10 protein-coding genes are annotated in these 13536 nt (G+C 49.1%); 3 read left to right on the top strand and 7 right to left on the bottom strand.

Annotated elements, in window-relative coordinates; genetic code table 11:
* Positions 1-214: 214 nt before the first annotated feature.
* The 3 genes from AQULUS_RS09285 to AQULUS_RS09275 form a co-directional block, all read right to left on the bottom strand.
* Positions 215-4813, bottom strand: a complete 4599-nt coding sequence (locus tag AQULUS_RS09285) for a hypothetical protein (protein WP_148339880.1) — start codon at positions 4811-4813, stop codon at positions 215-217.
* A gap of 367 nt (positions 4814-5180) precedes the next feature.
* Complete coding sequence (gene radA, locus AQULUS_RS09280; protein WP_148339879.1) at positions 5181-6548, bottom strand: DNA repair protein RadA; 1368 nt, start codon at positions 6546-6548, stop codon at positions 5181-5183.
* A 187-nt stretch (positions 6549-6735) separates the two neighbouring features.
* Positions 6736-7194, bottom strand: coding sequence for an RT0821/Lpp0805 family surface protein (locus AQULUS_RS09275; RefSeq protein ID WP_148339878.1), 459 nt, complete (start codon positions 7192-7194; stop codon positions 6736-6738).
* A 154-nt stretch (positions 7195-7348) separates the two neighbouring features.
* Between AQULUS_RS09275 and AQULUS_RS09270 the strand changes: the two genes are divergently transcribed.
* Complete coding sequence (locus AQULUS_RS09270) at positions 7349-7795, top strand: GNAT family N-acetyltransferase (protein WP_148339877.1); 447 nt, start codon at positions 7349-7351, stop codon at positions 7793-7795.
* Between the two features lie 100 nt (positions 7796-7895).
* Here AQULUS_RS09270 and AQULUS_RS09265 read toward each other — a convergent pair whose 3' ends face one another.
* The 4 genes from AQULUS_RS09265 to potA are packed head-to-tail and all read right to left on the bottom strand — an operon-like array spanning position 7896 to position 11691.
* Entirely contained in the window at positions 7896-8930 is a 1035-nt protein-coding gene (locus AQULUS_RS09265; RefSeq protein ID WP_148339876.1) for an ABC transporter substrate-binding protein, read from the bottom strand.
* On the bottom strand, positions 8927-9700 hold the full coding sequence (gene potC / locus AQULUS_RS09260) for a spermidine/putrescine ABC transporter permease PotC (protein ID WP_172622809.1): 774 nt from the start codon (positions 9698-9700) through the stop codon (positions 8927-8929). Before potC ends, AQULUS_RS09265 begins: the two co-directional genes overlap by 4 nt.
* A 43-nt stretch (positions 9701-9743) precedes the next feature.
* Positions 9744-10598 carry an ABC transporter permease gene (locus tag AQULUS_RS09255; protein ID WP_148339875.1) on the bottom strand — a complete coding sequence of 285 codons (855 nt, stop codon included), beginning with the start codon at positions 10596-10598 and terminating at the stop codon, positions 9744-9746.
* Positions 10588-11691, bottom strand: coding sequence for a spermidine/putrescine ABC transporter ATP-binding protein PotA (gene potA, locus AQULUS_RS09250; protein WP_148339874.1), 1104 nt, complete (start codon positions 11689-11691; stop codon positions 10588-10590). The genes AQULUS_RS09255 and potA overlap by 11 nt, the downstream gene beginning before the upstream one ends.
* A gap of 239 nt (positions 11692-11930) precedes the next feature.
* Between potA and AQULUS_RS09245 the strand changes: the two genes are divergently transcribed.
* Positions 11931-12644: an outer membrane beta-barrel protein gene (locus AQULUS_RS09245; RefSeq protein WP_148339873.1), complete on the top strand. Its 714-nt coding sequence runs from the start codon at positions 11931-11933 to the stop codon at positions 12642-12644.
* Between the two features lie 146 nt (positions 12645-12790).
* The gene (locus AQULUS_RS09240) at positions 12791-13504 is read left to right on the top strand and encodes an outer membrane beta-barrel protein (protein WP_148339872.1); all 714 of its coding nucleotides are present in this window, start codon (positions 12791-12793) and stop codon (positions 13502-13504) included.
* Positions 13505-13536 lie beyond the last annotated feature (32 nt).

Genomic DNA, 13536 nt, shown 5'->3' with positions numbered 1-13536 from the left:
CATGACAATCTGTCTGCTTATGGTGAGGGGCAGCGCGCCCTTCGAGACGGCACTGCGTGCCTCCTCAGGCCTGTCCTGAGCTTGTCGAAGGAGCGAACGGACTTGGATTTTTCCGTTCGCGGCGAGGAGCCGCGTCAGCGGCGTATTTGATTCCCGTTTGTGGTGAGGAGCCGCGCTAGCGGCGTCTCGAACCACGACGGGATAGTATGGAGCTTTATTGATTTTTAGGCCCAGAGCCGGGATGGGGGCTGATATCCGGCTTGCTGCGCGGCTTCTTCGGTGCCTGATGATGTGCAAACATTCCCACGCTGCTAAGTTGTTGGTGCTTTTCCGCAATTTCTGGTTTGACAACAAGTTTTTGTGTTTTTTGCTGTTTGTATTTTTCAGATAGCTGGACTGCTTGCTGTTGTATCGCGGGTAATGCTTCAAGCACATTCTGATGTGTGCCCAACATGGCTTTTACGTGTCCCGGATGTGGACAAAGACGGGCAATCTCCAGTTGCCTTTCGGTTTGCAATGACATGGCGTTTACTTCGCCCAGCAGACTCCTGGCGGCTTGATAATCGCTTATCAGTTGCTGGTCATGGAGTAGTTTTTCACTGGATCCATCCAGGGAGCGGCCCAGGCTTGCTTCCAGCGTGCTGATATCCTGGCTTAGAGTTTCCAGTTTCTCGCGCGCCTGAGACTGGATTTTTTCTATGTAAGTATCCAGTTCTATGTATCCGGTTATATTATTGATGTCAGCGTTGGGCGACAGGCAGGCTTTCATGACAGTATCCACGTTTTTGTTGCGCAGCCAGAATTTTTCGGGAATGGATTCAAGAAATTGACGCAGTAATTTCTGGTTCTCGGAATGGCCGAGATTGTTGAAGAATGCTTTGGAATGGAGTGCTTGAGTCAAATGAGAAATGGAATCCAGGCTGGCGAGAGTATCCTGCATTGATTTGATCGACCGCAGGGCTGGTTGGGCTTCATCTGTTTGGCATGAAGAACACAATATGGCCGCTTGTTTTAGTTTTTGGTTTAATTCAGCGCGGGCGTCCGCCTTGCCCAGGTCGCCGGAAAACTCGGAAAACGTGTGGCGGGCTTGTTTCAATTCTTCCATCAATTGTTTTTTCTGCTTGAATTGTTCAATGGCTGCATCTATTTTCTGAAAATCAGGATGATTGATAATTCTGGATAACTGTGACTTCAATTGTTTGACCGCCTTGAGATCTTCCTGGGCGGCAACAATTTGTTCATCCAGGGTTTCACGGAAGAGATTAACACGCTCGATTCGGTTTTCCATGCGTGTTATGAGTGAGGACATTCTGTCGAGAAGATCGCTGGCATTAGACGCGTCATGCTTTAGGGATTGAATATCCTCTGTCAGTTCTGCGGCCATTTTAATATTTTGCGCAAGTATTTTTCCTTGTTCCTTGATGAAGAGTTGATGCTTGGCCAGATCTCCTTTGTAGGCGGTTGAGACATGTTCCATGGTCTGGTTCTTGTTGCTGGAAGCCTGCGTTTTTTGCCGGAAGATATCCCATTGATTCAGAGGAGTCAGGATTGCTTCACTGTTGCTGCGGGTAATTTTATCAAGCCTGAGCAGCACTTTTTCACGCTCTTGCTCAAACCGGATCCGCTCGGCGTGATCTTCTTCATATCGCTCCAGTGTCTGGTCAATTGCGTAGCGGACAGGATGGGTAACATCAAATTCTTTCAATAATTGAGATAAAAACCGAAATTCTTCCCAGTATTGCCCGGAAGAAGGCGCCGCCTTCAGGGCGTCGAGTTTTTGTGCGATCATTTCGGTGTAACGCTGAATAATCTGAACAATTCTGTCTTCGATTTCGGGATGTTCAAGCGGCATTCCGGACACGTCGACGGCGGCGTCATAAAACTCTTTGAAGTCGGCATCATGCCGGGCGTGATGTCCCAGAATGGTCAACAAGGCGCTGATGGAACTGGCATAGTTTTCCATTTTGGGAGCCAGCGCCTCTATTTCAAGCAAATCACCCTCGTTTTTTCTCACCAGTGATTCTGTCAGGCCGTGGCGCATATCCCTGATCCGGACGGCATGGTCATGCAAACGGGCAAGTGCCGCATGAGCGGCGCGCTGGGGTTCGTATGCGCTTTTTTCGGGTGCGGCGGTGGTTGTTTTGGAAGAAGCCGCCTCTATCTCCTGGTTGATCTGGCTGGCCAGCGCCGCTTTGGCGTTAATCTTCTTTGCCTTGATAGCTTTCAGCTCGGAATGCAGTAACGCAACAATAGTACTCATTATTTTATCAATGTCAGCGGGTGTTTTTACGGAAGGTATTTTTTTGCGTACGGGCTCTAGTTTGCCAAGCAGTGCCTGCATGTCCGCGATAGAGGAATGACCGTATTTGAATGCCTCGGCATATTCGGAAGCCAGCATGGCGAGAGCGTCTTTTGTATCTCCGATTTTTCCCCGGATTGATTTTCTGATTTCATCTGATTGGGCGGCTTCCAGCTGGTCCCATTTGATTTGTCTGGATGACACGGCAAGCATACTGCCGAGTTTATCGAGACGATCTTTTATTCTGGCCTGCGGTTCGTGTAACGGCGTGAGATCCATGTTTGCAATGCGTGCAGCCATGCGGACGTTAACTTCCTGGTTTCTCTCGCGTATGCCGGCGAGCCGGTCTTTCTGGTAGGATTCAAAACCGGTTTCAGCGGTTGGCAAGCGTGCGCTGATGTCGCGTAACTTCTCATTAATGGTTGATTCGATGTGGCCAGCCTGTTTTGCGATATTCAGCTGCCGGTTCATCAGGGATTCAATCAAACCCATGTCGCGTTGGATATCATATACCTTGCCAGCCTGGGTGAAATTCCTGTATTGAGAACGGGCGTGCTCTTTTTGAATGGATTGCAAATAAGCTTTGTATTCTTTCAGTTTTTCAATATTGTCCTGGTCTTTGTTGATGCTTTGCAGATAAGCGTCAATCCTCCTGAGCAATCCTTCAATGACTTCTGTCAGCCTGTCTGCGTAAAACTGGTTAATTTGCTGGTTTGCTTTTTCTACTGCGGCTGGTTTGTCGCGGATATAATCTTGCAAAAACTGTTTAAATTCGCCGCCCTTGTATTTCTTTGCTGTATCCTTGCCGTTGGCAAGCATTTCCTGGATTTGGTGGTTGATACGGTTGATTTCCGCCACGGTCATTTTGGCTTGCTGACCGGAGATAAATTCGGGATTGCCGCGCAGATAATCATATAACCAGTCACTCAATTCCTTGGCTTTCAATTCGGCGCTTTGTATTTCCCGGACGAAAGGATGAGATTCAAAGAATGTTATCCGATTATCGAAGTTGACACGGTCAAAAGCGCGGATGACCGATTGAACATGGCCAGCGGTTTCTGTTTTCTTGCCGGATTTTTTTTCTCTGGCTTCCCGGGATTGGATAATCTTGTAAGCGCCATTCGCTTCCATCTCATGTGATAATCTGCAAATCAGTTGATACTGTGCTTTGAGCGCGCCCGCCTGCTTTGGAGAATAGGCTGATTTTTTATAGGCTTTCTTTACTGACTCCTCGAATCTGGATGTCTGTTTTTGCAATTCTTTAAACTGTTTTCTTGCCTGCGCTTCCGTCGTCTGCTGTTTGAGCCGTGTGTTTCCGATAATCCCGCGCTGTATCAGTTCGGAACGGGCTGTCTCAAAGCGAGCGTGCATTTCGCTTTTCAATTTCATGACATCTTTTCCTGACAGGGATTCATACATGACCTGCATGTTTCCGGTTTCAGGATCATAATACTTTCCAAACCGGTCTCTGATGATGCCTGCGCTATATTGATCGGCATGGTCGGCTATCCAGGTTAATTCCTTAATGTGATCTCCTATACTTTCCCTGGAAGTGATTTGTGTCTTTTCGGACAAGACGATTTTTTTATGTTTTATCAGCAGGGAACGTGTGATTTCCGCGGTTTCAAGCAGTTGGTTATATGCAAGACGATAATCACGGTCTTGGTTGTCTGGATCAATGGCGGATCCTGCGTGCAGGTTATTGGTGAAAAGTCTGCTTAATGCGTAATTGTTGGATTTGTCAAAATAGGATTGCCATAATGTATCCAGGACGTTTTCATCGCGTACAGGATTCTTTAATAAACTTTCAATAATGCGCATATCCTCGATTGCCATGTCGACGATTTGTTTTTTTATGTCTTGCATGAGCGTCTGGCAGTGTTTGAGGTCTTTCTCGTAAACAGCGAAGTCATTTTCCATCAGATGGGGGTGAGCGCTGACACGTTTTTTCAACTCTTCCAGGGATTGGTTCAGCCTGTCCCGGCGTTCGCGGTTCTCGCGCGTCACGGCTGTGTCATGAATGACTGCCAGGGTATCCAGGAAATGCCGTGCCTGGTCGATATCACCCTGCAGTAATTCTTTTTGCTTTTCCAGGCTGGTTACCAGAGTTTTCACATTGCCTATTGTCAAGGAGTCGATGGTGAGCAGGCCGCGGGAAAATATTTCGATTTTAACTTCGTCGTTGTTAGTGACAATAGCATCTTTAATGGCCCCCCGGACTTTCACCAGATCGTTATCCGTGAACAGACTGAGTTCCTGTGTGGTCACAGGATCGTCGTTTGTCTTTCTGGACAAATCTCGCCATCGGGATTTTAATTGCCGGAATTCCATGATTGCCGCGTGCAGCTTTTCTTCATCTAGGCGCGCGTCAGGATTTTCGGAATTTTTTCTCTGGAAAAGTTCTGCGCTGATGAGAAGCTTTTCATACTGCTTCATCATCAGCCCAATATAAATCAGTTTTGCGTTTCTCAATAGATCATTTGAACCTTCATCACTCTGTCTGGTGATTGACATGCAGAAACCCCTCATTTTATGTTATTTGCCATTTCCCAACGGCTTTTCTGTTTTCTGTATGGCTTGAAACCATAAATTAAGTATAGAAGAATATGGCGGGATGTTTGCGGCCACTCTGAATCTGATGGAGCCATGCCGGCATGCGCGGATTAATTCTTTGATTACCAACATAATTTGATCACCTTGTCTGCGTGCTCAGACAATGCGGCAGAGGTGAAGTGCGGACAGGCGTGGCGGATTTAACTAGAGGATTCAGAAGCTTAGGAAGGAGGATGCCGGCACGGTTACAGACGCCCCTGTCCGGAACACAAGATATACGCATGATATATCAATAAATTGGCCGGCAAGACGGGAGAGAAAACGGATTTCAGTTGAAAGATTCAAGACACTCTACAGCTTCCTTCAGTGTTTGAACCGGCATGATTTTCATGCCATCCAGCGTTTTTTTCGCGGTGTTTGCCTGGGGAACAATCGCAGTTTTAAACCCATGTTTGGCCGCTTCTTTTAATCGCTCCTGTCCGCCGGGGACCGGGCGGATTTCGCCAGACAATCCCAGTTCTCCAAAGGCGAGCAAATCATGCGGAAGGGCGCGGTTTCGCAAACTGGACAAAATGGCAAAAACAGCGGGCAGATCAGCCGCGGGCTCGAAGATTTGTAGTCCGCCCACGACATTCAGAAAAACGTCCAGGCTGTGTGTGGAAATGCCTGTGTGTCTATGCAGCACGGCGAGCAGCATGGAAAGACGCTGGTTTTCCAGGCCGACGGATAACCGTCGCGGATTCGCCATATGGCTTTGATCTACCAGAGCTTGTACTTCAACCAGCAAGGGACGGGATCCTTCCTTGGTAGCGGTAATGATGCTTCCGGAAACGGCTTGAGCGCTGCGCGAAAGGAAAATGGCAGATGGGTGGCTGACTTCGCGCAAGCCTTTTTCCGTCATGGCGAAAATGCCTAACTCGTTGACGGCGCCAAAGCGGTTTTTGACCGCCCGAATCATGCGGTAACGGTTATCCTGCTCGCCTTCAAAATAGAGGACGGTATCAACCATGTGTTCCAGCACGCGCGGGCCGGCCAGGCTGCCTTCCTTGGTGACATGACCTACCAGAAACAAGGCGGTGTCTGACTGTTTGGCGTAGTGTACCAGCTGCATGGCGCTTTCGCGCACCTGTCCCACTGAGCCAGGCGCGGAAGCTAATAGCGACGTATGCATGGTCTGAATGGAGTCAATCACCAAAATACGCGGTTTTTCCTTTTGCACGTGACCCAGAATGCTTTCTACCTGAGTATCAGCCATCAACCACAGTTGATTTTCCGGCAAGCCCAGACGCCGCGCTCTCAAGGTGACTTGCTGGGGAGATTCTTCGCCTGTGACATATAAAACTTTCATCTGCTGGCCGAGATGCGCTACCGTCTGTAACAAGAGTGTGGATTTGCCTATTCCCGGGTCGCCGCCTATCAGGATGGCTGAACCCATGATGATCCCTCCCCCTAATACGCGGTCCAGTTCCTGTGAGCCGGTTGACAGCCGGATTGCTTCATGCAGCGTGACATCAGCCATGCGTGTCATGACAGGCTGGTGGGCGCCTGCGTATCCCTGATAGCGTGATGCCGGCGCGGGCGTATTCATTTCCTCCACGATAGTGTTCCATTCATTGCAGCCGGTGCATTGACCTGACCATTTGGGGTATAGCGTGCCGCAGGTTTGGCAGCAAAACGTCAGTTTGTTTTTTGACATGGCGATGTGGGCCTTTATATCCTGTTGTGACATAGTTTAAACGAAAAGCATTCAACAATCCCCGAAAAGCGTGCAAAGGAAGCAGCTGGGAGGACTGGGAAGAATGTATAAACGGAAAGCTTGGGGGTGGCGTGCGGGGAGGGTGAAAAATCCCGGGACTGCGCCCCGGGATTTTCAAGTCAGGAGGTTAGCTGACAGCTTGCCAGGTGCCGTCCGGCTGACGGCAGGCCGTGCCGTACATTTGCTGTTTCTTGCCTGCGATATTTGCAACGGTGCGGTATTCACGGCAATACTCGTTGCCGCCCACAGTCACATTCTTGGTGGGAACGACTTCATAAGCTGCGCCAGAGTCCGCATTATGCCAGTAGGCGGGTTTGCCGACCGGGTTATTATCCAGTGCCCTGTTCATCTTTAATCTGTCGGTATCATCCATGCTTTTACCTATGGAGCCGCCGATAATGGCGCCGGCGATAGTGCCAGCCGCGATCGCTAATATCTGTCCGCTTCCCTTGCCAACCGTGCTGCCGATCAAGCCGCCGGCCACACCGCCTGACAGCACGCCCACATCCTGTTTGGACATGTTTTGACACCCTAACAGGCTGATGGAACAAAGCAACACAACAAACGCTGTAAACATTTTTTTCATGGAATAACTCCTCAAATAGTGATTCTTGAGAATCGCTGGGCTATTCTATACTGACAAAATGACTATGCCAAATTTTCTATCGTCAAAGAAGTTCCCTCATGACGGGACGCATCCTGAAGTGCGGGTGATCATAACAAAAAAGAGCGTATGAATCATGACACTTAGAGCGGTTTATCCTGATGGCGCGTTTGGTGAGTATGTTTTTACAGCGGACAAAAAGCGCATAGATCTCGAATATCTTTATAACCTCTTATGCATCCCGTCGCGGTATTCTACCGGCCTCCCGCCGGAGCGGTTTCCCCTGGTGATTGAAAACTCACTCTGTTTTTCTGTTTTCTACCAAGGCAGGCAAATAGGATTTTCACGTGTTATCAGTGATCACTCTGAATTTGCGTCATTGTGGGATGTCTTTATAGATGAGCCTCACCGCGGCAAGGGGGTTGGCCAGGCTTTGCTCAAGTATATCTTCGAGCATACCCGGCTGAGAGGGATTTTCCGCTGGTTCCTGATGACTGAAGACGCCCACGGTCTTTACCAAAAGTTTGACTTCAAGACGGAAATTTATAATCCCTATATCATGATGAAAGTGAATCTGAGTTAAAATCAATTCCCGCGGCTTGCCGCGGGCCCATCATGTGATCTTGAGGCATGTTCAGGGATGACAGGGCGCGAAACCGTTTCTCAAGGTGATGCCGGGGCCGTCAGCCGCTGATTTTCAATTCTTCCCAGTATTTTTCAAAGAGCGCGAGCGTATCATCCCCCACATCTGTCTGGAAGTGCCCCTGTTTCATGATTTCCCGGGTAGGATAGACGACCGGGTTGTTGCGTATGTTCTCGGGCAGCATTTTTTTTCCCGCGAGATTGGTAATGGGGAAGTGTGTATAAAGAGCGATTTCCTTGGCGATTTCGGGGCGCAGAATAAAGTTGATGAATGTATAGGCTGTGTCCTTGTGAGGCGCGGAAACAGGAATGGCAAAATTATCCACCCAGATCACAAAACCTTCCCGGGGAAACACAAACTTCACACGCTTGTTGTCCAGCGAGGCTTTGTAGGTATCGCCGTTCCAGGCCATGCCGACAGTGGCGTCTTCATCAATAATGATGGATACAACCGTGTCCGTTGAAAAAACCTTTACATTCTTCATTAATTCTTTCAGTTTTAAAAATGCCTCCTTGATGTGCGCCGGATCCTTGTCATTGGCGGAGTAACCCAATGTCATCAAGGCCATGGAAAATACTTCCCGGGTATCGTCCAGCAGCATGAGTTTGTTATAAAAGCGCGCATCCCAGAAATCCGACCATTTATTGATGCTGTTCACGGGAAAATAGTCACTGTTATAAAAAATTCCCGTAATGCCCCAGATGAAAGGAACACTGTATTCCGTGCCAGGGTCGTAAGCGGGATGCAGGAAATCCGGGCTCAGGTTTTTCCAGTTTGTGAGCCGGGATTTGTCCAGTTTTTGCAGCAGGCCTTGTCTGGACATGCGGTCGACATAGTAACTGGACGGCATGATCAGGTCATAACCGGGATTTTTGGCGGCGCGGATTTTGGCATACATGATTTCATTGTTTTCATAGGTTGAAATATTGACTTTGATGCCGGTTTCCTTTTCAAACATTCGCACGACAAAATCAGGTATTTCTCCAGTCCAAGCGTAGATATTGACGACTCTGTTTTTTCCTGACGCGGCCAGCGGGATGATCAGGATCAGGATGAAAAAGAGGAAACGTCTCATGCTTTTTTCCTCAGAGCCAGTTGGGATAAAACAATGAATGTCAGGGTCACGCAGAACAAAACGCTGCAGAGCGCGTTAATTTCCGGCTTGATGCCGGAACGGACCATGGAAAAAATTTGCAGCGGTAAAATCTGAAATTCCGGACCGGCAACGAAATAACTGATGATCACATCGTCCAGCGAGAGTGTGAAGCTGAGCAGCCAGCCTGCGAACAGCGCGGGCCACAAGAGCGGTAAAATAATGCTTCTCAGTATGAGCAAATCATTGGCGCCCAGGTCCTTGGCCGCTTCAAATATGTTTTTGTCGAAGCTGATCAGCCGGCTGTACGCGGTCACAATGACAAAAGGGATGCAAAAGCTGATGTGCGCGAGTAACAGACTCGTGAAACCAAGCTCAAGGCGCAGGAAGGTAAAGAGTATCAGCAGGGATGCTCCGGTCACAATCTCAGGTGACAGAATGAGGATGAAAACAAGACCGTTTAAAAAATTTCTACCCATGAAACGATAGCGATACAGACTGACGGCGGCGATCATGCCGATCAGAGTGGCAACGGAGGCTGAGGATAATCCCAGCAGAAACGAGTGCCAGGTTGAAATCCATAAGTCGCTGTCGGAAAACAATTCCGCATACCATCGCCAGGTAAACCCGTGCCATAAGAGTGAATATTGCGAATCATTAAATGAATAAACGATCAGGATAATAATCGGAATATAAAAGAACAAATAGATGAGCGTCAGGTACGACATTTGCTGCAGCGGCCTCATGTTCATCAGAATTTTCTCCCGATAGCGGCGCGGCGGCAGGAATGATTTTTCATATCCACTCCCGTTTTTTGCCGCCGCGGGTTACCCAGACATAAACCAGGATGAGTGTCGCGAGTACCAGTGTGAGCACGGCGCTGAAGGCTGATCCCATTGGCCAGTTCTGGGCGATGAGAAACTGGTTCTGGATCAGGTTGCCGAGCAGGACGGATTTTGCTCCGCCCAGAATATCAGGGATATAAAAGATGGTCATCGCAGGCAGAAACACCAAAATGGAACCCGAGATGATGCCGGGGATGGTCAGGGGAACAATGATTTTCCGGAAAGTGGTAAAACGGTTTGCTCCCAGATCACGCGCCGCGTCAATCAGACGGTTATCCAGTCTTTCCACATTGGTCATGATGGGCAGGATCATGAATGGCAGGAGGTTATACACGAGACCGATCATGACGGCGTAATTAGTGAATAGAATGGGGAGAGGATGGTCTATGGCGCCCAGGGCGATCAGCAGGGAGTTGAGAATGCCCTTGGCTTTAATGATGGCGATGAGCGCGTAACTGCGGATCAGCGAACTGGTCCAGAAGGGTATGATGACCAGCAGTAATAGAAAGTTTTTCCATTGGCTTTGCATGCGTGCGATGAGATAGGCGAAAGGGTAGCCAATGACAAGGCACAGTAATGTGCAAGTCCCCGCAATGATGAAAGACTTTTCAAAAATTCGTATATACGTGAAGTTGTTTAACTGTGCATAATTCCCTAGTGTGACCGGCAGTTCAATGAGATTATTTTCATCATGGCTTAAAAAACTGGACGCGATGACGAGACAGAAGGGCAGCAGGGCGAACAGAAACATCCATACCCACACCAGTATCAGGGAAAACTGTTTGAAACGGTCGTCATGTCTCATGCGGCAAGATGACCTCCCACCCCGGTGTCCAGTTTACCCAGACTTGTTCTCCCATCTTGTACTCCAGCCGGTCGTCATCTTCATCGAAAAATTCCGTGGCGGCGACAATTTTATTGTTGGCGAGCCGTACGATCAGGTCGACCGTCGTGCCCTTATAAATGACTTCTTCCACGGTGCCTGCAAACATGTCTGCGGTATCGGTCACTTCATGCTGATTCCAGACACGCACATCTTCAGGACGTATGAGCACATGCACTTTTTCACCCGGCAGGCACAGACGCGTGCTTTTAGCCATGCGCTGTTTGTCAAGAATGCTGACCATGATTTGCCGGTTGCCGTCCGTGCTGAGAATTTCGCCTTCAAAAATATTGACTTCACCTATGAAGGTTGCGACTTTCAATGTGCTGGGTTCTTCATAGACCTGGCGCGGGGTGCCAATTTGTTCGATATAGCCTTCCTGCATCACCACAACACGGTCGGACATGGAAAGAGCTTCTTCCTGGTCGTGCGTGACGAAGATGAATGTGATTTCCAGCGTGCGCTGCAGCTGCTTGAGTTCTATCTGCATGGTTTTTCGCAGCCGGTAATCGAGAGAAGACAGGGGTTCATCCAGCAGGAGAACGCGCGGGCGGTTGACCGCGGCGCGCGCGATGGCAACCCGCTGCTGCTGGCCGCCGCTTAACTGGCTGGGCTTTCTCTCCGCGAAACGTTCGAGTTTCACCATCTTTAACACGTCTGCGACGCGTTCACTGATTTCAATTTGCGGCACTTTCTGGCAGCGCAAGCCGAAGGCGATGTTTTCAAAAACAGTCATGTGCGGGAAGAGGGCGTAGCTTTGAAAAACGGTGTGGACATGACGCTGATGCGGCGGCAGTCCGCTTACATCTTTGCCGTCTATGAATATGTTGCCTTGCGTAGGTTCTTCGAAACCGGAAATGAGACGCAGCAGGGTGGTTTTGCCGCACCCTGATGGTCCTAGCAGAGTTAAAAATTCACCTTCTTGTACTTCGAGGTTGATATCATGCAAGATCTCATGATCATGGATTGACTTGTATATACCTCGCAGTTCAACAACGTTTTTGGCCACCACCATCCCTTAACTTTTGTCAGGCAAAAGTAGAATCAGAAAAAAGGCGCAGATTATGTGTCTAATGTGATCTGATGTCCAGTTTTTTACAAGTGTATTTTACCACGCCATATTGTGAGACGCAGTCACCCTGAAAAAATACTGCGCATCCCGGTTAGAGTAAAAAATGCCCATCAAATGTAAAGTTGATTATTTTTGCTTTCATAATTAATATAGCCACGTAAATTACACACAGGAGCTTAAACATGTTAACTAAAAAAATAATGTTAGGAGTAGCTGCACTGGGTCTTTCAAGTTTGGTCACAGCGAATGCTTTCGCTGCCGCACCAGGATTTTATGTCGGTGGTCAATTAGGTTATGGCAACGTCCATCAATCTGATATTTCCCGCACGGACATGAACGATTTAATCGGCTCTGCAGTGGGCAACAATAAATTTACAGTCAATTCTTTCAACAACAGCGGCAAAGACACGGGACTTGCCGGACGTCTGTTCGCAGGTTATCAGGTGAATTCCAACTGGGCGGGTGAATTGGGCTGGAGCAAGTTCAGCACCATGAACACCAAGGCTTCCGCCACTGCCACCGATAACAATCCTGGTGGTTCAACCGTGACCGCAAACGCTCGCGGCAATATCAAGACCGATGCTGTGGATCTGGTTGCCAAGGGCATTTATCCGCTGCAAAACAATGTCAGCGTATACGGTAAAGTCGGTGCTGCGTACATCATGAGCCGTGCGCACGCTTCTGCTTCTGCCTCCGAAGCCGGCGTGACCGTTTCCGGCAGCGGCAGCAAAAATTCGCACAAGATTTTCCCGACCGTTGGTGTGGGCGCAAGCTATGATTTCACCAGCAACGTGGCGGCGGATTTGTCTTACAACCGTATCCAGAAAGTCGGCAGCTCAAGCAACATCGGCAGCACCGACCTGGTCAGCGTTGGTTTGACCTACTACATTGGCTAATTATATTGGCTAAGATGTCTGAAGGGCGCTGCAAACACAGCGCCCTTTCTTTTTCCGCCCTTCGTTGTTTTTCCCTCCCATAGTTTTTTTTATCAATTCCGATTAAGCTCATAGCTGGCATTAAAAAAAGAAAAAGGACTTTTGATATGGCTGACTGGAAACAAATGGCGGCGGCAGCGATCATGTCGGGCGCCTTGCTCATGTCGGGCACACAGTCTCATGCCGCCCAGCCGGGTTTGTATCTTGGCGGTCAACTGGGCTGGGGCAATGTCACCGAGAGCGGTGTGTCAAGAGGTGACATGGGCCAGATGATCAATGAAGCCCTGGGGTATGGGAACTTTACCGTAACCAACTTCAAGGGGACAACGGATGAAACCGGATTTGCCTGGCGTGTCTTCGGCGGATATCAGATAGGCTATCATTGGGCGGCTGAAATCGGCTGGACCTTGTTCCCGCGCCTACCTATCGATGCTTACGCCTCTGGTGATGACCACACGACAGGTCTTCCCTATCAGGCGGGTACTTCAGGCACATTCAAAACCAGCGCCTTTGATCTGGTCGGAAAATATATCTATCCTTTGCCTTGCTGCTTCAATCTCTATGGAAAGCTGGGTCTTGCTTATCTCACCGGGCGGTCAAACATGTCTGTCAATGTATCTGAAACCGGCCTGGTGGCAACCGCGGATGACAGTGATATCACTAACCGGCTCTATCCCACCGGCGGTATAGGCCTGGGTTATGACTTCAGGCCGGACATATCCATGGATCTTTCTTATACGCGTATCCAGCGAGTGGGTAACTCGCACCAACTGGGCAGCATGGATCTGGTCTTGCTTGCCATGGCGCTGCATTTCGGCTGACGACGATACTCATAGGGACGCGGGGTTCGGAG

This window comes from Aquicella siphonis (assembly GCF_902459485.1).
GTDB lineage: Bacteria > Pseudomonadota > Gammaproteobacteria > DSM-16500 > DSM-16500 > Aquicella > Aquicella siphonis.
This window is presented reverse-complemented; position numbering and strand designations above follow the sequence as displayed.